This window comes from Candidatus Villigracilis saccharophilus (genome assembly GCF_016711665.1).
This window is the reverse complement of the sequence record NZ_JADJSO010000035.1, coordinates 21,792-42,422: the sequence shown is the minus strand read 5'-3', so window position 1 is coordinate 42,422 and position 20,631 is coordinate 21,792. Positions and strand designations below refer to the sequence as shown.

The 20,631-nt window shown below is 49.3% G+C and carries 23 protein-coding genes and 1 pseudogene; 18 read left to right on the top strand and 6 right to left on the bottom strand.

The annotated features are described in order from the left end of the window. The first annotated feature begins 1 nt into the window (after position 1). Complete coding sequence (locus IPL17_RS12200; protein WP_345307402.1) at positions 2 to 304, top strand: antibiotic biosynthesis monooxygenase; 303 nt, start codon at positions 2 to 4, stop codon at positions 302 to 304. A gap of 12 nt (positions 305 to 316) precedes the next feature. On the opposite strand, the gene IPL17_RS12195 is transcribed toward IPL17_RS12200, so the two are convergent. The 6 genes from IPL17_RS12195 to IPL17_RS12170 are packed head-to-tail and all read right to left on the bottom strand — an operon-like array spanning position 317 to position 5,677. Then, a complete protein-coding gene (locus IPL17_RS12195; protein ID WP_345307365.1) occupies positions 317 to 1,333 on the bottom strand; it encodes an alpha/beta hydrolase-fold protein in 1,017 nt (338 codons plus the stop codon). 2 nt (positions 1,334 to 1,335) lie between these two features. After that, a complete protein-coding gene (locus IPL17_RS12190) occupies positions 1,336 to 2,388 on the bottom strand; it encodes a saccharopine dehydrogenase NADP-binding domain-containing protein (RefSeq protein ID WP_345307364.1) in 1,053 nt (350 codons plus the stop codon). After that, positions 2,385 to 3,203 (bottom strand): lipoate--protein ligase family protein, encoded by an 819-nt coding sequence (locus IPL17_RS12185; protein ID WP_345307363.1) that lies wholly within the window; start codon positions 3,201 to 3,203, stop codon positions 2,385 to 2,387. The genes IPL17_RS12190 and IPL17_RS12185 overlap by 4 nt, the downstream gene beginning before the upstream one ends. Before the next feature lie 52 nt (positions 3,204 to 3,255). Continuing rightward, positions 3,256 to 4,167 (bottom strand): dihydrodipicolinate synthase family protein, encoded by a 912-nt coding sequence (locus IPL17_RS12180; protein ID WP_345307362.1) that lies wholly within the window; start codon positions 4,165 to 4,167, stop codon positions 3,256 to 3,258. 5 nt (positions 4,168 to 4,172) lie between these two features. Continuing rightward, positions 4,173 to 5,021, bottom strand: a complete 849-nt coding sequence (locus IPL17_RS12175; protein ID WP_345307361.1) for a hypothetical protein — start codon at positions 5,019 to 5,021, stop codon at positions 4,173 to 4,175. A 29-nt stretch (positions 5,022 to 5,050) separates the two neighbouring features. Continuing rightward, the gene (locus IPL17_RS12170; protein WP_345307360.1) at positions 5,051 to 5,677 is read right to left on the bottom strand and encodes a metallophosphoesterase; all 627 of its coding nucleotides are present in this window, start codon (positions 5,675 to 5,677) and stop codon (positions 5,051 to 5,053) included. Between the two features lie 256 nt (positions 5,678 to 5,933). Here IPL17_RS12170 and IPL17_RS12165 point away from each other — a divergent pair, with 256 nt between their 5' ends. The 17 genes and pseudogenes from IPL17_RS12165 to IPL17_RS12085 all read left to right on the top strand — a co-directional run bounded on the left by IPL17_RS12165 (position 5,934) and on the right by IPL17_RS12085 (position 20,627). After that, positions 5,934 to 7,793, top strand: coding sequence for a serine/threonine-protein kinase (locus IPL17_RS12165; RefSeq protein WP_345307359.1), 1,860 nt, complete (start codon positions 5,934 to 5,936; stop codon positions 7,791 to 7,793). A gap of 11 nt (positions 7,794 to 7,804) precedes the next feature. Further along, a complete protein-coding gene (locus tag IPL17_RS12160) occupies positions 7,805 to 8,716 on the top strand; it encodes a protein phosphatase 2C domain-containing protein (protein WP_345307358.1) in 912 nt (303 codons plus the stop codon). A 1-nt stretch (position 8,717) separates the two neighbouring features. Beyond that, positions 8,718 to 10,199 (top strand): DnaJ domain-containing protein, encoded by a 1,482-nt coding sequence (locus tag IPL17_RS12155; protein WP_345307357.1) that lies wholly within the window; start codon positions 8,718 to 8,720, stop codon positions 10,197 to 10,199. After that, on the top strand, positions 10,196 to 10,711 hold the full coding sequence (locus tag IPL17_RS12150) for an FHA domain-containing protein (protein ID WP_345307356.1): 516 nt from the start codon (positions 10,196 to 10,198) through the stop codon (positions 10,709 to 10,711). The genes IPL17_RS12155 and IPL17_RS12150 overlap by 4 nt, the downstream gene beginning before the upstream one ends. Before the next feature lie 14 nt (positions 10,712 to 10,725). Beyond that, entirely contained in the window at positions 10,726 to 10,968 is a 243-nt protein-coding gene (locus tag IPL17_RS12145) for a hypothetical protein (protein ID WP_345307355.1), read from the top strand. A 1-nt stretch (position 10,969) separates the two neighbouring features. Continuing rightward, positions 10,970 to 11,689, top strand: a complete 720-nt coding sequence (locus IPL17_RS12140; protein ID WP_345307354.1) for a response regulator transcription factor — start codon at positions 10,970 to 10,972, stop codon at positions 11,687 to 11,689. A gap of 191 nt (positions 11,690 to 11,880) precedes the next feature. Beyond that, complete coding sequence (locus IPL17_RS12135) at positions 11,881 to 13,128, top strand: Zn-dependent hydrolase (protein WP_345307353.1); 1,248 nt, start codon at positions 11,881 to 11,883, stop codon at positions 13,126 to 13,128. Positions 13,129 to 13,163: 35 nt separating this feature from the next. After that, entirely contained in the window at positions 13,164 to 14,186 is a 1,023-nt protein-coding gene (gene add / locus IPL17_RS12130) for an adenosine deaminase (RefSeq protein ID WP_345307352.1), read from the top strand. Positions 14,187 to 14,361: 175 nt separating this feature from the next. Then, a complete protein-coding gene (gene rpmH, locus IPL17_RS12125) occupies positions 14,362 to 14,532 on the top strand; it encodes a 50S ribosomal protein L34 (protein WP_345307351.1) in 171 nt (56 codons plus the stop codon). 44 nt (positions 14,533 to 14,576) lie between these two features. Continuing rightward, entirely contained in the window at positions 14,577 to 14,927 is a 351-nt protein-coding gene (rnpA, locus tag IPL17_RS12120) for a ribonuclease P protein component (RefSeq protein WP_345307350.1), read from the top strand. A gap of 49 nt (positions 14,928 to 14,976) precedes the next feature. Continuing rightward, positions 14,977 to 15,210, top strand: a pseudogene (gene yidD / locus IPL17_RS12115) (membrane protein insertion efficiency factor YidD); the annotation flags it as partial. A gap of 59 nt (positions 15,211 to 15,269) precedes the next feature. Continuing rightward, positions 15,270 to 16,361, top strand: a complete 1,092-nt coding sequence (locus IPL17_RS12110) for a PQQ-binding-like beta-propeller repeat protein (RefSeq protein ID WP_345307349.1) — start codon at positions 15,270 to 15,272, stop codon at positions 16,359 to 16,361. Between the two features lie 12 nt (positions 16,362 to 16,373). Further along, a complete protein-coding gene (locus IPL17_RS12105; protein ID WP_345307348.1) occupies positions 16,374 to 17,165 on the top strand; it encodes a YidC/Oxa1 family membrane protein insertase in 792 nt (263 codons plus the stop codon). Between the two features lie 9 nt (positions 17,166 to 17,174). Continuing rightward, positions 17,175 to 18,044, top strand: a complete 870-nt coding sequence (jag, locus tag IPL17_RS12100) for an RNA-binding cell elongation regulator Jag/EloR (RefSeq protein WP_345307347.1) — start codon at positions 17,175 to 17,177, stop codon at positions 18,042 to 18,044. Between the two features lie 76 nt (positions 18,045 to 18,120). Continuing rightward, positions 18,121 to 18,972, top strand: coding sequence for a PfkB family carbohydrate kinase (locus IPL17_RS12095; RefSeq protein WP_345307346.1), 852 nt, complete (start codon positions 18,121 to 18,123; stop codon positions 18,970 to 18,972). Then, complete coding sequence (locus tag IPL17_RS12090) at positions 18,969 to 19,748, top strand: ParA family protein (protein ID WP_345307345.1); 780 nt, start codon at positions 18,969 to 18,971, stop codon at positions 19,746 to 19,748. The genes IPL17_RS12095 and IPL17_RS12090 overlap by 4 nt, the downstream gene beginning before the upstream one ends. 9 nt (positions 19,749 to 19,757) lie before the next feature. Beyond that, positions 19,758 to 20,627 carry a ParB/RepB/Spo0J family partition protein gene (locus IPL17_RS12085; protein WP_345307344.1) on the top strand — a complete coding sequence of 290 codons (870 nt, stop codon included), beginning with the start codon at positions 19,758 to 19,760 and terminating at the stop codon, positions 20,625 to 20,627. The last annotated feature ends 4 nt before the right edge of the window (positions 20,628 to 20,631 follow it).

Genomic DNA, 20,631 nt, shown 5'->3' with positions numbered 1-20,631 from the left:
AATGATATTGGAAGTCGTTATTATGGATATAATTTCTGGGAAAGAAACGGAATTTGAATCCGCGTTTTGCGATGCGTCTGGCATTATCGCCGGTATGGCGGGATATGTGTCACATCAGTTGCAGCATTGTTTGGAAAAACAAAATCGGTATTTGTTACTTGTTCAATGGGAAACTCTGGAAGCGCATACGATTGGATTTCGTGGATCAAGCGAATATCAGGAATGGAAAAAGCGATTGCATCATTTCTATGATCCATTCCCAGTAGTGGAACATTACGAAATGAGATTTTCGAATCCAGTTTAGTTTTAGAATGCACTACATCCCAAATAAATGTTCAAGACCGCGCCAGACTTCATCGCGCCAGCAGGTATAGTTATGACCGCCGCTGAATTCGCGGTAGGTGACATCGTAGCCATTTTCAAGCAGAATGGGCTGCAGGCGGCGATTGTCTTCCAACAGCCAGTCAAAATGACCGATGTCCATCCAGATCTTGATCTCGCGTGATCGTTTGGCGCGGATCAGGTCCACAGCCGCGAAATCCCGCCCTTCAGATTCGAACACACCTGACTGGCTGATTACCTTCCCAAAAATTTCAGGCATTCGCAGTCCCGTGTACATGGACATTAATCCGCCAAAGGATGCGCCAAGCACGCCATATGCGCCGCGCTGTTCACGGACATCCACCAGATTTAATTTCCTGCGCGCCAGCGGCAGGATGATGTTGTCGAGCCACATGATGGTCGCGTCCGAGCAGGCGTATTCCACGCCACGATGATCGTCTCCGTTTTGCACGAATGCCATGGCGATCGGCTGAATGCGCTTTTCGTGAATGAGATTATCCACGATCACGTTGAGCATGGCGCGTTTGAGATAATCCGTGCCGTCGTAGACCACCAGCAAGGGAACGGGTCCGCTGACGGGCGGATGATAAAGATATACCTCACGTTCTCCGCCTTCCGCAAGCATCCACGTGTCAACAACGTGCTGGGTTACCCTGCCGCGTTTCACATTCTTCCTTCTGACAGCAAGTTCGGCAGGGGAAAGGTCGGGCATGTAAAAGAAATGGTTGTAATGCTCGATGCCGTTAAAAACCGTATTGCTGTTCAATGGATCTTCAACCCGTGTTTTTGTGCGCGGTTCATAAAAGGAATACTCAAGATATGCGGCGGCTGGAAGTTCGAGAGAGTATGCCCATAAACCCTTTTCGATGCGCTTCATTTTTTGCGGCGCATCATCCCAAAAGTGAATGTCGTCAATGACATGCGGGGCAGACTTGCCCTTCCATAAAATAGTTGCTTTGTTGCCTTCGATGATGGGGTTTAGTTGGTCCATGGTTATATCTCCGTTCGTTCAACGCCATTGAATTGCAGAATAAAATCTGCGCCGTAGACCTTGCTTGGGGTTTGGAAACCAGATTTAAAATCAGAGTTTAAGATGCGCCTCATAATCTCAACAGAAGTGAGCGCGGTCAGATAATACGCTTCGGGAGTTTTTAATTTTGCGCGGACAGTTTGTTTGCCATCCGTCACTTCTGCGATCAACATGCTGAGTCCGTTTTCATTTTGCTTGCGCGTCGGTCCTGGTGCGAGGAATTTTCCGATCAGCCATTTTATAAAATTCCTGGCGGTGCGCGTGTAAAGTAAAAAACCAAAATAACGCGTCATGCCCATCATATTGACCATCTCTTTTGGAAAGCCCATATACACGGTCACGTTGGGAATGCCCGTGCTGTGATAGGCCGTGCTGATATCGCCCCAGCCCATCGAGACCAGCCGCGAAGGGCCGCGCCCGAAGTCCACATCTTTTGTACCCCACACATTCGGCACGCTGATGATCTTTCCGTCGCGGCGGATGCGCCCTTCTCTTTGCATGTTTTCAATTCCAGAACGCGCCGTGCCGCGTGAGACTCCACTGCCGACGCTTTTTATATAAAGTTCAAGATGGGTTGCGCTCGGAAGTTTGCCCGCGGTATGCGCGATCAAACAATCCGAAGGCACCACATCAAACCCGCCGCCGGGCAATAACATGATGCCCGCGCGTTGTGCTTCTTCATCCATCAGCGCCAATGCTTCAAAGCCTTCGATCTCGCCGCTGATGTCCACATAATGCCGCTTGGTGCGGATGCACGCTTCCGCCATCTGCCGAAATGTCAACACGAACGGACCTGCGCAATGCAGAACTGCATCCACCTCCATCAACGCAGAATCAAGCGCAGCAGAATTTTCAATGGAAAAGGCGCGATATTCCAAGCCAAACTTTTCGGCTTGCGCGCGCAATTGCTTTTCGTCACGCCCCGCGAGCAATGGCTTCAATCCCGCCTTCACCGCCTGCTCAACGATCAACTGTCCCGTATAACCGTACGAACCATACACCATAAAGTTTTTCATGAGCGCTCCGTCCAGACAGGGTTTGCATATTTTTCTATGATCAATTCATTCGCTCTTTCAGATTCGGATCGGGATAATTCTCCACGCTGAAAGCGGATTCCCAACTGGGCTTCAAATCCTTTAACGAAAGCCTGGGCTGCTGTTTCCCAATCAGTTTCCACGCCGATAACGGATTTGACCGTCGTGGCGCGCGCCAGTAATCTTTGCGCCGCATGCTCCCGCGCGGCTTCATCCTTGAACACCAAAGCCTGACAAATGCGAGTCAAGTCTCCCGTCAGCGGAAGCGACCCATGCTGTAACACGCCTTCCTTCTTGCGCGCCTGCGCCGAGCCGATCAACTTTTTTCCTTCCACCGTGATCTCATACGTGGACGGAACTTCAAAGCAAACAGGGTTAAGGTTTAAGGTTGCAGGTTCCCCCGCAGGAGAGTGTTCCTTCAATTCCACTGGCAATCCCAATTCACGAACTGCAAACATCAAAGCCTGTGCTAAACGATTATAGGATTCCAAAATACTGCCTGAAAGAATTGGTTCTGACGCGCTGCCTGTCACCGAATAAGTTAATTCATCTGTGTGCAGAATTGCTCGTCCCCCCGTCAGCCTGCGGACAACTTCCCAGCCGTGCGCCTTGACCTGTTCCATATCCACATCCGCAAAAGATTGCGCATGACCCAATGACAGGCATGGCGGATTCCACGAGTACAACCGCAATGTAGGCAATGCCTCGCCGCGATGAATATGCTCAAGAATGGATTCGTCCACAGCCATATTCCATGCGCCAGTGGATGGGGGAGTGTAAAGGAGTCGCCAGTTCATTTGGGTTTAAAGGTTGAAAAGTTGGAAGGTTAGAAAGTTAACTTGTAAACATTCAAACTTGTAAACTTTCAAAATCCTTCAATGCTTGATCTTCAAGTTCAGATGAAACTGCTTCCAGTGGCGGCTTGACCGACCAGCGCGGCATGTCGTGCAGTCTGTGAAGTAATGCCTTCAAGATCGGTGGGAAGGGCATATATTTTTCAAGGATGTGTCTTTGCTGTGCCACACGCGCCTGGGCCTCAGTTGGGTCTTTGCCTTCCTGGTACAGATCCCAGATCTCACGCAAGCCTTCTGAGATCAAATTTGCCGGGGCGGTGATGGCTCCCTGAGCGTGATTTTTCAGCGCATGATGGAAATAGGAATCAGTTCCATTTAAAACGAGTAAATCTTTTCCAAAGCGTTGACCTAATGCCGTTGCAAAAGATTCATCATGCGATGAGTCTTTGATACCCGCAAATTGAGTGGGAAAGGCATCTTTTAACCGCGCGAGCAGATCCAATGAAAAGCCAATGCCTGTTGCGCTGGGAATGTGATAGCCGAGCAAATGTCCTTTTGTGGGCACAGCCTTCTTAATCAGTTCGCTGAACCAGGTGAACAAACCTTCATCCGTTGCCTTGCGAAAATAATATGGAGGCAATACAACCACGCCGTTGTAGCCAAGGTCAAAGGCTAGTTTGGTTAGGTCAATGCTTTCACTTAAACTCGGCGTGCCAGTCCCAGCCAGTAATTTAAATCCTGGCAGCTGCTGGCGGTACACCCGTACCGAGCGCATGAATGTCTCGCGTTCCTTGGGGGAGAAGGATGGTCCCTCGCCAGTGGTGCCGAAGAGCAGCGCGCCGTGACATCCTCTTGAGGCGAGAAATCGTAGTAGAACAGGAACAGCTTCCAGGTCAAGCGTTGAATCGAGTTTGAGCGGAGTCACTGCCGCGGCGTAAACTCCAGCGAGTGGGTGCAAATCGGTCATAATGGTTACTCTTTTTCCTCGATAAATTGACGCGCTGCTTCTTCTGGAGGTTGAAGCGCCTGACCCTTTTCTTGAGTTAAATAATGCTGGTGATCAAGCGTCCATAAATACAGGTCGGCTTCAGTTTTGTCTTTAAAATCCTTTAAAATTTTACTGTTGCGAATGATATCAACGATGGGAAGATAAACAGTATCGTACCAATGCGCCACAGCTTCCTCTTCGGAAATATCGCGCTTGAGATCGAGCCCCATGAAGTAACGGTGCACGGCAATATGTTCCAACATGCGCTCGAAGCCGTCGGGGATGGTGATCTTGATGTTGGCGTCCGGGCGGATATGATCGAGGGCGGTGCGTTCGAGGAAATGAACCTTGGCGCCGAGAATTTCCAGGTCTTCTGTCTTGATGTTGGCTGTGATGTTCACGCGCGTCGCACATTCGCGGACCTCTGCTTCGATATATTCCTGCCCCTGTTCGCGTGCCACAGAGACGCGGTGATGGCCATCCACGACAAAATATACATCGCCTACTTTATAGAGAACCACGGGTGGAAGATGAATATCCTCATAGAAGGCGCGATCAACTTTTTGCCAGCGGCTGGCAAGCTGATCTTCCTTGGGAAGGAAGGCGCGGTCAAATTCATGATAGCGGTTCAGGCTCCCCGCGATCTGTTCCACACGGATGGTTTTTACTCCGCGATAGATCGGGCCGCCGATGTGCAGTTTTTCTTTGACATTGTCATAGGAAAGTAAATTTGTCGGTTTGCCTGAAAAAGATGAGATGATCTGATTGATAAAGGATTTGAAGCGCGCTTTGCTGAAATCTGCGCGTACACGGGAGTGAAGTTCGTCGGTCATGGGTTTGTTATCTCGCTTTATTTTTCTTGCTAAAAATTTGAATTGATGGTTTTGTATGGATATACGTTGATGATCTTTGTGATGCCGATGGTTGTTTCGGCATTCACAATATTTTTTTTAAAGAAATGAGTATGTCCGTGGAAATGATAACGCGGTCTTGCAATGTGTAATAGCCAGTTCAATGCTTTTAAGCCGTGGTGAGCGGGATCTGTGTCGTCATGGATCCCAAATGGAGGGGAATGGCTGATGAGGATATCCAATGCGCGGCCGTACCGCATGATGTTAAGGAATAGCTTTGGAAGCATTGAATATGCGCGCAAGTAGGCTTCTGTTTGAGTATACTGATTGATCCCGTCCGGGCGGTAGCGGACGCATCCGCCAAAACCGCCGATCAGAAATTTATTGTGCCGGACAGTTTTCAGGTCCAGATTGGAACCGCCTTGAGCGCGTGACGCCGCAGTTTGCGGTTCGAATTTCGGGTCATGATTTCCGGGAACATAATACAAGGGTTTGTTCAACATGGTAACCAAATATTCTAGGTATTCATAAGGCAGATCACCGCAGCCGATGATAAGTTCGACATCCTTAAAATGGCCACTGGAAACCAGCCCATAGATACGGTCAACAACCTGATCACTTACTGCGAGGATTTTCACAATGCGTTCATTTTGCCGTATAACCAGTTTCCCCGCAAGTCCCTGTCTGACAAGATTGTTATCAGTCTGCTATTTGCAATTCCCCCTACTGCACACTATAATTCATTAATTCAGCTCGCGTGGAGTTTTTGAGGGTTCCTGAAATTCAAATTATTTTTTTTCGGAAAATCTTCGATATAGCGCGCAGTGTCACTCATTAGTTCAAAGTGGTTGTGATCAGGAGTCTGCTCTGGAAACAAGAAAAATTACATCGCCCATGGGCACGGAATCAGGGAGTGGCAAAACTTCACGCCAACAGCTTCAATCTGGCCTTACGCTTGTTGAACGGTACACCATTCAGGATGTGATCGGGGTGGGGGGGATGGGGTCAGTCTATCGCGCCCGCGACTTGCATTTCCCGAATGTGGTTAAGCTGGTAGCGGTGAAGGAGATGATTAACCTTGCCCCCGACCCGCTCATACGGCAGACGATCGTTCAAAACTTTGAGCGTGAAGCGAATATGCTTGCCACGCTAAACCATCCCGCCATTCCGCGAATTTACGATTATTTTTCCCATAACGATCATTCCTATCTGGTTTTGGAATTTGTGCACGGCAAAGATCTGGAAACCGTGATCAATGACGCGAATGGATTCCTGCCCGAAGATCAGGTCATCAGCTGGGCGATCCAGCTTTGCGATGTGTTGGAGTATTTACACGGGCATAAACCAGACCCGATCATTTTCCGCGATATGAAGCCGTCCAATGTGATGATCAATCATAATGGGGACGTGGTGTTGGTTGATTTTGGCATCGCGAAGACCTTCCAGTCAGGCTCAAAGGGAACGATGATCGGTACCGAAGGCTATTCGCCGCCCGAGCAGTATCGCGGAGAAGCAACCCCGATCGCCGATATTTATTCCCTTGGCGCGACATTGCATCACGCCATCACCCGCCGCGACCCGCGCCTTGAACCGCCCTTTTCTTTTGCCGAACGTCCGCTACGCCGAATTAATTCAAATGTTTCAAACGAATTTGAGGCAGTTGTTAATACTGCTTTACAATATAACCCTGCAGATCGCTTCTCCAGCGCGGCGGCGATGAAGGAAGCTTTGATGAATGTGGCGCGAAAAACTGGCGCGCTTTCAAAGATCACTGCTGCCTTGCCGGTTTCCAGTGGTGGCATTAAGCCGCTCTGGTCTTTTAAATGTGAAGATGAGATCCGCGGTACCCCGGTCTTACATCAAGGCATGATCTTCATCGGGTGTTATGATAATAATCTGTACGCATTGAATGCGGCTGATGGACAATTCCAATGGAAGTATGCCGCTGAGGGTGGGATTGTCTCCCGTCCGATTGTTTATGATAGCAATGTGTTTTTTGGCTCGGAAGATAAACGCTTGCATGTGGTCAGCACACGGACTGGTAAATTGGTGTGGACATATTATACAGATGGAAAGATATACTCTTCCCCGCGTATCGCAGATGGGCACCTTTTCCTTGGTTCAGATGACCAAAACTTGCATGCGGTGAATGTCAGCAGCGGCCGCGCGATCTGGAAATTTGCCACTGACGCGCCGATCCACTCCTCACCGCTGGTTGCGAATGAGATGGTTTACTTTGGCACTGAAGCCGGTTCCCTTTACGCTCTCGATTTCCGCGGCGAATTGAGATGGCGCTTTCAAGCCAAACGTTCAGTTACATCTTCACCGATCAGCAAGGGACAATATATTTATGTCGCGTCGGTTGATAGTACTTTGTACTCGTTGGATGCAAAGAACGGCTGGGCGATCTGGAAATTCCGTCTTGGGAAGGGTTCTGTTTCCTCTCCCGCGCTCGCAGATGACTTTATTTTTGTCGGCGCGGCGGATGGATTTATTTATTGTGTGGATGCGCGTACAGCCAAGGAAGTTTGGCGGTTCCGCACTGAAAATCAAGTAAGCAGTTCTCCAACTGTTTACAAAGATTCTGTGTATTGCGGCTCTGTGGATGGCAGCCTGTATTGCCTCGAATATCGCACAGGTCGTTTGCGTTGGAAGTTCGAAGCCAAATCTGCGATTACCGGCTCGCCTGTGGTATTCGATGACATTGTTTATTTTGGTTCGACAGACCATCATGTGTATGCACTATTTGCTTAAAAGGAGTCGTTGTGACAGATATTTTTCGAAAATTATTTGGTAAAAAAGAGAATCCAGAAAAGCAGATTCAAATCGACATGGCCACGACTGCTCCGCTCAGTGATCAGCAGATCAGTTCGATCATTGCTGTTCAAAACCTCAAAAATGAAACAAAACAACTAACCGCGAGTGTGGGTCAATCTGTGGGAAAACAACGCGATCATAATGAGGATAGCGTGCTTGCGCTTACATCTATAATCTCTGGCAGCACCGAAAGTATTCCCTTTGGCTTGTATATTGTCGCAGATGGCATGGGCGGGCATCAGTTCGGCGAAGTGGCGAGCAACGCCGCCGTTCGTATCATGGGCGGCAACATCACAAAAAAATTCCACTCCTATCTTTATAATTTACCCTCAGTCAGCCTGCAGGAATCTCTCCAGGAGGTCATGGAAACATCGATCGCCGAAGCGCATCAGTATGTCCAGCGTGAAGCGCCCGGCAGCGGTACCACTGTCACCGCCGCGCTGGTGTTGGGACAGCAGGTGACCATTGCCCATGTGGGAGATAGCCGTGCTTATTCAATTTACCCTGACGGCAGGATCGATGCGATCACGCGCGACCATTCGCTGGTCAAGCGGCTGGAGGAACTCGGGCATCTCAGTAAGGATGAAGTCGAAAATTTCCCCCATCGCAATGTCCTGATCCGGGCCTTGGGACAGGGTGATACCTTGGAAGCCGATATCTTTACCATCCCATTCCCGCAGACGGGCTACCTTATGATCTGCAGTGACGGGTTGTGGGGTGTTATCAGTGAGAAGGAGATCCTTCGCTGCATCACCGAAGCGCCGAACCTAAACCGCGCCTGCCAGAATTTGGTGGAAGCCGCCAATGAGGCCGGTGGCCCGGACAATATTACGGTTATCCTTGCGCAAATGATTGGATAGAATGCTTTTTAATAAACTGGATTATTACGCCGTTTTGGGAGTTTTTCGAGATGCCTCACAGGAGGAGATTAAGCGCGCCTATTTCGAATCTGCTCAACGGTTGCACCCGGATAAAAATGTTGCGGCTGGCGAGACGGAATTATTCCTTGAGATACAGAAAGCCTATGAAGTTCTTTCAAACCCAAAACGGCGCGTCTTGTATGATGCGACCCTGCCTCCTGAGATCGAAGCCAATTCAGTCCTAAAACATGAGATCATTTTCAGCCGTCCTAATTTGGTTAAATTATCCGAACAGCAGCTGGTCTACGTGCTTCTTGATATTGGCGCACGCACCGAAAAAGAAAGCCTCCCGACCCCGCCGTTAAACCTATGTCTTGTACTTGATCGTTCCACTTCCATGCAGGGCGATAAAATGGATATGGTCAAAGCCACTGCGATCCAATTGCTTCGCAGTTTACGCCCTGAAGACGTATTAAGCGTCATTGCCTTTAGCGATTATGCCGAGGTGATCGTTCCCGCCTCCCTGAATATTGATAACAAGAAACAGGAAAACCGTATCCAAATGATACAGGCTTCCGGGGCGACTGAAATTTTCAACGGGTTGCAGGCGGGTTTAAAGGAAATTCGCCGCACGCTTGATCCGTCGCGGGTCAATCACATCATTCTACTGACCGATGGACAAACTTACGGTGATGAACAAGCTTGTCTGAAACTTGCCGAAGAAGCTGCCTCCATGAATATCGGTATCACTGGCATGGGCATTGGTAATGATTGGAACGATATTTTCCTGGATGCCCTGGCGGGCAAAACAGGCGGTTCCTCGGCATATATTTCAAAGCCCAAAGATATTCAACGATTGCTTGTTGATAAATTTAATACCCTGATCAGCACCTTTGCGGATGATGTTCTGCTTGAGTTTAAAACATCTGAGCATGTGCAACTTAATTACGTATTTCGTCTTCAGCCTGAAGGCGGTTGTGTCGTACTTGAATCCCCCATGCACCTTGGCCCGATTCTTCGTGATACACCCCTGCAGGTCTTGTTTGAGTTCCTTGTCAATTCACCCGCGTTAACTGAAGATGTGGTCGCCCTGTTGAATGGTTCGTTAAAAGCGTCCATTACCGTGCACCCCACTCCTGTTCCGCCCATTCGTTTTAACCTTAGTCGCGAAGTGCAAGTGAATCCGTCCCTTGAGCCGCCGCCAACGAGAATGTTGAGCGCGCTTTCGCGTTTGACACTTTATCGATTGCAGGAACGCGCCAGAGCCTCTGCAGATCAGGGCCAGTATGATGCGGCATCGCGTCACCTGCAGAACCTGGCAACCCATTTGCTTGCGCAAGGTGAGAATTCCCTTGCAAAGACCGCTTTATTGGAAGCCGATAATCTTGAAAGAATGCATGCCTGGACCGCCAATGGATCCAAGGATATAAAATATAATACCCGTGCACTACTTATAGCAGATAAAAAGGAGAAGCCAAGATGATCATTTGTTCAAATTGTAAACATAGCAATCTGGATGGCGCCATGTTTTGCGCAGAGTGCGGCGCACAACTGGTAGGCAGGGAAGACCTTACTACTCAAAACATCACAACAAAGCAGTTTGAAGAGGCAAACAAGGAAAGACCCTCCACGAGTGATGTGTATCAGCCTTTCGATGGCAGCGATGCGTGGGGCAGCCTGCATTTACTCGATACAGGCCAGGTACTGCCGCTTTCAGTAAGGAATGAATTTACCATGGGACGTATCAGCGAAGGCCAGCCCATCATGCCTGATATTGACCTGTCGCCTTATCAGGCTTACGCGGCGGGTGTATCGCGTTTGCATGGGGTCATTAAACGCGATGGAAACAAGATCATTTTTATGGATCTCGGTTCAGCCAACGGAACATATATCAACGGCAAGCGTCTCACTCCCAATGTGGAACAAACACTTAACCATGGTGATATTGTTGCGCTCGGAAAATTGAAAATGCAGATCCTGGTAAGAAACTCGTAGAAAGAGTATCGATCATGGCGTATACAGTCATTTTACATATTGTGGGCGAAACCTCGGTTGCCGGGGAAGTGGAAGAACTTCCAAAACCCACGGATAGCAGTATCCTGGTTTTTAACCCTCGTCAGCGCGATGGCAAGGATCTTCACTATTTGGATCAAAATGTCACCAAGGTAATTTGGCCGTTAGCCAAGATCAACTTTATTGAGATCCTTGAAAGTGCCGAGGAAGAAAAGATCATTGGTTTTGTGAGGGAATAGTATGTCTGATTCATTGGATCGCCGCCGCATACTCGTTGTGGATGATGAAGAGCGCATGGTGCGTTTCATCCGTATGAACCTTGAGCATGATGGCTTTCAAGTGAGCGAAGCTTTTAACGGTAAGCAAGCCATTCAAAGATTGCGCGATGTAACCCCCGATCTTATTCTGCTCGATATCATGATGCCTGACCTTGACGGTTTTGAAGTCTTGGAAGCCCTGCGAGAGTTTACGAATGTGCCAGTCATCATGTTGACGGCCAAAGGCGAAGAAGATGATCGCGTACGCGGTCTCGAGCGCGGCGCGGATGATTACGTTACCAAACCGTTCAGCCCGCGTGAATTGGTCAGCCGCGTCAAGGCTGTCCTGCGTCGCACTGAAGGTACGACAGGCTCCATGCACGGTCTGCTGGAAATTGACAAACGTCTCAAAATTGATTTTGATCGCCGCGAGATTTGGCTCGAAGGCAAGCTAGTGAAACTTCGTCCCACCGAATACCGCCTGCTATTTCACCTGGTCCAGAACGCGGGTTGGGTCGTTTCCCACGATCAGCTGCTTCAAAAAGTTTGGGGATATGAATATCGCGATGAACCTCATTATGTCCGTCTTTATATTAACTATCTTCGCCAAAAATTAGAAAAGGATCCTGCCGATCCAAAGTATATTCTGACCGAGCGCGGCGTTGGGTATCGTTTTGTCGATTTTAAACGCGCAAAGGAATGATCCATGCGAAAACCCGACAACAAACTTGTGGCTGTTGGCAAGATGGTGCTTATTTGCGTTATTTGTTTTGGCACAATTTACGGAATTGTTTCATTGATCACATATTTGGGCTCATAAATTATTTTGGTTATAAAAGGAGTCGAGCCAGTCTGGTTCGACTCCTTTTTGATTTATCACTGGAGAATTAACATATGGCTGAATCTATTTCGACCCTGCGCGTCAATTCTGACCGAATGCTTGATATGTTTAATAAATTAGCCTTGATCGGCGCGACAGGTGATGGCGGCGTGAACCGCGTCACATTCAGCGGGGCGCATCTTGCCGCGCGTAAATGGTTTCGTGAACAGATCGAACGCTCAGGCTTGGATTTCAGTATGGACGGCGCCGGGAATTATTCTGCCACATTAACGTGCGATTGTTCAAACGCGCAAACGCTCCTTTTGGGGTCACATCTTGACTCTGTTCCGAATGGCGGACGCTTTGATGGCGCGCTTGGCGTAATAGCGGCTCTCGAAGTGTTGCGAACTGTCAAAGAAAACGGGATCATGCTCAAGGTCAATTTGGAAGCGATCGATTTCACGGATGAAGAAGGCACGTTGGTCGGTCTGCTTGGAAGCGCGGCATTGGCTGGTCATCTTCATCTGGATGATCTGAAAAATCCGCGCGGTGGGCGTGAAAATTTGGAGATAGGGATGGCTCGCGCCGGGTTAACCGATGAAAGTATGTTGTCTGCGGCTCGCCCAAAGGAATCATTGGCGGGCTATTTGGAATTACACATTGAACAGGGCAAACGGCTTGAGCGAAATGGGATCAATGTTGGCATTGTTTCCGCCATCGTTGGGATTCGTTCCTATCGGCTGAGTTTTATCGGACGTGCTGATCATGCGGGCTCCACTTTGATGACCGACCGTGCGGACGCCTCGTTAGGCGCGAGTGCTTTCACGCTCGCGGCGCGCGAGATCGTGATGAAGGATTTTCCGAATTGCGTTGTCAATGTAGGCAAAATGGAATTTACGCCGGGTGCGTTCAATATTGTCCCCGCGCTGGTAAATGTAGCGCTTGAGTTTCGCGCGCCAAGTGATGAGGAATTTGATCAGGTTGGTTCTGCTTTATTGGTATGTGCTGAAATGGAAGCTCATCGGTTTGGCTTGGCATTGAAGAAGGAATTTTTAGGTTCACATTCACCCAGCTTGGCCAGCGAAAAAATTAAGACCGCCTTTGTTGATGCTTGTAATAGCCTGGGCTTGACGCATACTTCACTAATCTCTGGTGCCGGTCACGATGGGCAATCCCTTGTGGACATGTGCCCGATCGGTATGATATTTGTCCCATCGGTGGACGGCGCCAGCCATGCTCCACGAGAATTCACTAAATGGGAAGATTGTGTCAACGGTGCGAATGTTTTACTTCAAGCGGTTATAAAGTTAGGCACGGAGTAAAATAGAAAAGATGACCCCGATCTTACAGGTGAACTATGAAAAATTTTGACCCAAAATATAATGATATTCCAAAGACCGAGATCCATTGCCACCTTGAAGGCTCGATCCGTACGCAGACCATTATCGATATTGCGCGTCAGTACAATTTGATTTTGCCTTCGTATGAAGCCCGCGAGTTGGATCGTCATGTAAAGGTCTATGACCAGCTTCGAGATCTGCAGGCGGTATTGGATGCATTTGCTATTTTTCAGAACAGCATCACATCCCCTGCAGTGTTCGAACGTATTGCGTGGGAGTTATTTGAAGACTGTTCCAGGCAAAATATCAAATTGTTCGAGGTCCGCTTTTCGCCGGATTGGGCGTTTCATGGTCATGGCGTAGATTGGGATTCCTGCCTGGAGGGCTTGCTCACAGCCAAAGAAAGGGCAGAATACCAGTTCGATATGGTGATCGGGATCATTGCCATCACTTCACGCGGCATGGGTGCTGAGTCGTGTATTAAAACTGTGGATTGGGCGATTCGTCATAAACAGCACATTCTAGCTGTTGATCTGGCAGATGGAGAAATGTTGTACCCCATGAATAATTTTGTCAAGCCGATCTTGAAGGCAAAGGACGCTGGTTTGAAGGTGACGATTCACACAGGTGAAGATACACCCGCCTCAGCGGTTAGGGACACAATCCTTGCCTTTCAGCCTGACCGCATCGGGCACGGCATCCATAGTATTGAAGATATGAATGTTATCGAATTGATCAAGGAACGTAATATTACGCTTGAGGTTAATCCGTGGAGTAATTATTTGACCAATTCCGTCCCGATCATTGAAGAACATCCACTGAAAAAGCTGTTCGACCTTGGTGTGCGCGTGACGATAAACTCTGACGATCCTGAGGTGTTGGAGACGAATGTGAATAACGAGTACCGCATTGCGCATGAGGTCCTTGGAATGAGCATGGACGATATTGCTGTTTGCAATCGCTATGCATTTGAGTCTTCTTTCATAGAAGATGCCGCCAAACAAAGAATCTGGGATAAGTATTTTGTGACTGGATCCTAGATTTTGAAGGGGAGCAGGTGCGGTTCGGTGCTCATGAAAAGATTAAAATTCAACGACTCAAAATTGACCGAATCAGATTCTTTACGGTATAATATCCCGCCAGTCTAACCCCTGCAAGCCAGTTCCCCATGTGGGATTTGCGCAATCATCTTTACATAATAAGGAAGTGTTTCGAATGGTTAAAAGAACATACCAACCCAAGATCCGTCGCCGCGTTCGTGTACACGGCTTTAGACAGCGCATGTCCACTGCCGATGGCCGCAACGTGCTTAAGCGCCGCCGCTTGCGTGGCCGCTATAAACTCACAGTTAGGTCCAACGAGCACGTCAAGAAAGTTCGATGGTAGGTCTCTGCGTGCTTTAGTGCGCAACGATTCACAATGAGGCGCGGGTGCAGAGAAAGTTTCGACTGTCCCGATCCGAAGATTTCAAGCGGGTGCGGCTAATTGGCAAGTCCTATGCCCATCCGCTTGTTGTGTTAGTAGCACGAGCCAGTGAAACCTCCACTCAAATTCGAGTGGGGATTGCCGCGGGCAAAAGAACGGGAACGGCAGTCCGTCGTAACCGTGCCAAACGTCTCTTGCGTGAAGCCATGCGGCCGATGTTGTCTTCCCTCGCTTCTGGGTGGGACCTGGTACTGATAGCCCGTCCCGCGCTTGTGACCGCCACTTTGACTGATACCCGCCTTGCAGTAAAAGCTCTCCTCCAACGCGCAAAGATCCTCTCCGCGGATGAATCCTGAAGAAGAAATCCATTCACATGAATATTCGAGTGAACCACTTCTGCGTGACATGCCGCGCAAACTGGTTAATTTTCCGCGCATCGCTCTGCTTGCTTTGATCCGTTTGTATCAAATGCTGATCTCGCCAGCCTTGCCTGCAAATACCTGTCGTTTTTATCCATCCTGCTCTCATTATGGCTACCAAGCTGTTTATAAATATGGCGCGCTAAAAGGTTCACTCATGGCAGCCTGGCGCGTCTTGCGTTGTAATCCGTTCAATCCCGGCGGATACGACCCGGTTCCCTAGCGATATTCCTGTAACAGCAAATTTGTTGTTACGTTCAGATAGGAGAAGGTACCAACTTGAAAACAAAAAAAATGATCTTGATCTCACTTCTCGTGCTTGGCGCTATGTTCTTAAGTGCCTGTTCGGGCGGTACAGTTGTTAATAACTGGTACGGACTTGCAGCAGATGCAGAACGTGCCTACGTATCCGCTGGTTCATTCATTTACGCAGTTGATTTGCAGAATGGCAGTGAAATCTGGCGTTACCCTGAAAAGGCAGACAGCAAAGTTTTGTTTTTTGCCAATCCTGTCTTGACGACGGATGGACAATTGTTGATCGGGAGCGCAGGCGCCAAAGATCACAAATTCATCAGTCTTGATCCTGCAACGGGGAAGGAAAAATGGGCCAAGGTTTTCACAGGGGCTAAAGGCGCCTGGGTTGCCGCTCCGCTTGTTATGAATGATATGATCTATGCTCCGAATACGGACGGCTTCCTATATGTCCTTGACTTAAGTGGAAATCAAAGCGCCGACCCAATTGAAATTGGCGGCGCGCTCTGGTCTGCACCGGTCAGTGACGGGACGCTGATCTATCTTTCATCCCTCGATCATTTTCTTCATATTATCGACCCTGTAAAAGGTGTTGTCGTGAGTGAGATCGATCTGGGCGGTGCCATTCCCAGCAGCCCGGCAGTGAACAATATTGGGGCATATGTTGGTTCTTTTGCTTCCAGCATTGAATTCATTCAATCCAATGGGGATCATAGTGTTCTTACACAAACAGAGAATCGAGTTTGGGGTTCCCCAATTTTGGATGGGGAAACGCTTTACTATGCAGATCTAAACGGCAAAGTTTATTCATTTGATCTTGCCAGCGGAACAGAGAACTGGTCTGTTCAACCGGATGGGCCCGTTGCGGCGGGTTTATTGATTGCGGGCGGGCAGATTTATGTTGCGAGCGAAGCGGACCCGACCTCTGAGTTAGGGACACTCGTCGCGTTGGATCTTGATGGCAAGACCGTCTGGAGCAAGGAGGTCGGTGGCAAGTTGTATACCACCCCAGTTGTTTCCGGTGATTTGATCCTTGTTGCGCCTCACCAGGCCGAGGTCACTCTTGCCGCGTACGATGCCGACGGCAAACAAGCCTGGACGTTCACGCCAGCCAAATAAGGAGACTGTCCCATGTGGGAACAATTAATCATTCAACCCATGACCAATTTGTTGCTATTTATCTATGACCTGCTTGGTCATGGTCCGCACACATTCGGTCTTGCGATCATCTTGTTCACGATTGTCGTTCGTTTGATCACCTGGCCTTTGAACTCTTCGCAGGTCAAGGGTGCGCAAGCCATGCAGGAATTACAGAACGATAAGGAATGGCAGGAGATCCAAAAGAAATACGCCAAAGATAAGGAAAAGATCGCCCAGGAGCAAATGCGCATTTATAAGGAGCGCGGCATTAATCCCTTTGCGTCCTGCCTGCCGACCCTGATCCAATTCCCGATCATCATTGGTTTGTATCAAAGCATCATCCGCGCGTTATCTGTCATGCCATTGGATATGCTTAAACTTGCCCGCACCATTTATCCATTTCAGAATGTGGAAGGGATCATTCCGCTTAACAGCAAATTCCTTTGGATGAACCTCGGCAGCCCCGAATCTGTTCAAATATTAGGTTATGCGATCCCCACATTGGCTGTGGTTGTGGCGCTCACCACTTATGTTCAATCCAAATTGACTATGCCGGCCACCAGCAACCCGAATGATCAAGGTGCGCAGATGTCTGGCATGATGAGCATCTACATGCCGCTCATGCTTGGCTGGTTCGCATTGAACTTTGCCTCGGGCATCGCGATCTACTTTATTACCAGTAACTTGCTCGGTATTATTCAATACGCTGCAACCGGACGCGCCAATTGGCGCAACCTGCTGCCCGGCGGCGATAAGAAAACAACTTCCGTTAAGAAAAAATAGGGAGGTACCATGAGTGACCGAACCACGCTTGAGATCATTGCACCAACCGTTGAAGAAGCCCTCTCTCAAGGGCTATCCCAATTGGGGCTCACCGCAGATGCTGTTTCTGTTGAGGTATTGGATTCAGGCAGCAAGGGATTATTCGGGCTTGGCGGACGCCAAGTGCGGGTGCGCCTGACTGTAAACCCGTTACCTGGGGAATATGTGTCTGAAGCTCCTTCCAAACCGAAAGCAGCGGAAAAAGCTGCCGTGTCTTCTCGTGAGCCCAAGCCTGCTTCCGCTAAAAAAACGGAATCAGCGCCAAAAGTAAAGGTGCGCGAGCCCAAACCTGCGCGTCCTGCAGCCGCCAAGAAACCTGAACAGGAAGAAGCAGTTCCTGTCCCAGTCAGAAAAGTGGAACGCCACGAACCGGACCCGGTCTTGGATGCTACGGAAGAGATCGTTTCCAAGTTGATCCATCACCTCGGTATGAAGGCTCAGGTTTCTGCGAATTTTGATGAGAAGAGCACTGACGACCGCCGTACTATTCATGTGGATGTGCGCGGAGACAACCTGAGCGCGCTTATTGGTCGTCAGGCCGAAACGCTGAATGCATTCCAATATGTCGCCTCGTTGATCGTTGGCAAGCAGACCCAGCAGTGGGTGCAATTGGTTGTGGATGTGGAAGGCTATCGAGAACGCCGTGAAAAACAGGTCCGTCAGGTTGCTCTTCGCATGGTGGAACAGGTGCTCAAGACCGGACGCAAAGCCACGCTTGAGCCAATGACCGCCAACGAACGTCGTGTCATCCACATTGAATTGCGCGGACACCCCGGTGTGACCACTGAAAGTACAGGCGAAGAACCCCATCGCAAAGTGGTTATTTTGCCGAAAGAATAGAATTAAATACTTGAAAGACCGTCCTAAGGCGGTCTTTTTTATTTAAGATGAATTCCGCTACGGTATAATTCAAGCCATGTCCGAACTTGCCCCGCTTCAGCCGGTGGATTACCTTGTAATTGGTCATGTGGCTGAAGATATCACGCCGAATGGCGTACAGCTTGGCGGGACAGTTTCATATTCCGCGTTGACTGCGCGGGCGTTGGGAATGCGTGTGGGAATTGTGACATCTTCGGCAAAAGACGCACCCTTGCGGGCTCTGGATGGAATTCAAATCTTTAATATCCCTGCGGAGCACAGCACCACTTTTGAAAATGTGAGGACAGAGACAGGACGCAGGCAGACTTTGCACCATCAAGCTGCGTTACTTTCTTTCAACCATATTCCGCAACACTGGCGCAATTCACCGATCGTGCACCTTGCACCGATTGCGCAGGAATTAGAAGCATCAATTTCAGAAAAATTCCCATCATCCTTATTGGGAATTACTCCGCAAGGATGGATGCGAAAGTGGAATGAAAATGGTCAAGTGGCGGCTTGTGCCTGGGAAAACAATGAACAGATACTCGGTCAGGCGGGAGCCGTGGTAATGAGTGTGGAAGATGTCAATCGTGATCTGGAACTTGTCGAAGAGATGGCACATCACACACGAGTCCTGTGTCTGACGGAAGGGGAGGCTGGCGCAGTTTTGTATTGGAATGGCGACCGTCGTCGTTTCCGCCCAACCGTGATGAAGGAAGTGGATGCGACTGGCGCGGGCGATATTTTTGCGGCGGCATTTTTTGTGCGTTACCATAAGACGCGTGATCCGTGGGAGGCAACGCGTTTTGCAACTCAACTTGCTGCGCGCTCTGTGATGCGCGTTGGATTGAATGGGATACCAACTTCACAGGAAGTCGAGGAATGTTTGATGGAGGTATTATTGTGACGCGTGTTTATACGCTCGTGAATCAAAAGGGCGGTGTGGGGAAAACCACGACAACGATCAATCTGGGCGCGTATCTCGCGCAGTTGGGTCAGCGTGTGTTGGTGGTTGACCTTGACCCGCAGGCCAATGCAACATCCTGCCTGGGCGTTGATAAAGCCAATGTGCAAAGTGGTACGTATGAGGCATTGTTGGGTGATACAAAAATTGCCGCATCCATTTTGCTGAATGAACGGCTTAAGCTATCCCTGCTTCCATCATCTTCCTCCCTCGCAGGAGCAGAAGTGGAATTGGTGGATGAGCTGGCGCGTGAATCACGCCTTCGAAAAGCGATCACGCAAGTTAAAGACCGCTATGATTATATTTTGATCGACTGTCCGCCTTCCCTTGGATTGTTGACCGTGAATGGGTTAATGGCAGCCCTGGATGGCGTGATCGTGCCTGTACAATGCGAGTACCTTGCTTTGGAAGGGTTGGGACAATTAACGCAAACGATCGAACGTGTCCGCTCACTGCTCTTTCCAGAACTGATGGTACGCGGCGTTGTGTTGACCATGTTCGACAGCCGTACGAATCTTGCCAATGATGTGGTAGCTGAGGTGAATGGTCATTTTCCAAATCAGGTATTTAAGAGCGTGATCCCGCGTAATATACGTCTCGCTGAAGCGCCATCTTACGGGTTGCCCATTTCTGCATACGCCCCCGCTTCTGTCGGCGCTCAGGCTTATGAAGCTCTGGCAAAAGAGCTGTTGAAGAGTGATGGCGTAAAGGTCAGTTAAGGAGATTATATGGCTCAACGAACAGGTCTTGGGAAAGGGCTCGACGCATTAATTCCATCAGGTGGAAAAAACCAGCCCGCGTCATCAACTGGCGCTGCCGGTGTTGGCGGCGTTCAGCAGGTGGCTGTGGAATCGATCCAGCCGAATCCGCGCCAGCCGCGTATTCATTTTAAGGAAGAGGAATTGGCGGAATTGGCAGCCTCGATCCGTGAGCATGGAGTCATCCAGCCGTTGATCGTGACGCCAAAATCTGATGGAACCTTCATCCTGATCGCGGGCGAACGCCGCTGGCAGGCATCTCAAAAGGCGGGCTTGCGGACTGTCCCTGTCATCACACGTGAGGCGAATAATCAGGAATTGCTTGAGATCGCGTTGATCGAAAATGTGCAGCGTGCTGACCTGAACTCAATGGAAGAAGCCGAAGCCTATCGTCAGCTTGTGGAGGAATTCAGCCTGTCCCACGAAGCGGTTGCGAAACGGGTCGGAAAAAATCGCGTGACGGTTACGAATACTCTGCGTTTGCTTAGTCTCGCGGATGTGGTTAAACAAGCATTGGTGGATGGGACGATTACTGAAGGTCATGCGCGTGCGCTATTGGCATTGTCCACGCATAAAGCGCAGACATCTGCTTTGCAAACTGTCATAAATCTCTCTTTCAATGTGCGTCAAACCGAAGAGTATGTGAGAAAACTCGCAGGGCAGAAACTGATCAAGGCGAAGAAGCCCAGTCGTAACGCTGACGTGAATGATGTGGAGAAACGCCTGCAAAACAGCCTTGGAACAAAAGTCGCATTGAAACACGGCAAAAAAGGCGGTACAGTCACCATTTATTATTATTCTGGTGAAGAGCTGGACGCACTCATTGAAAAATTGACTTAATACC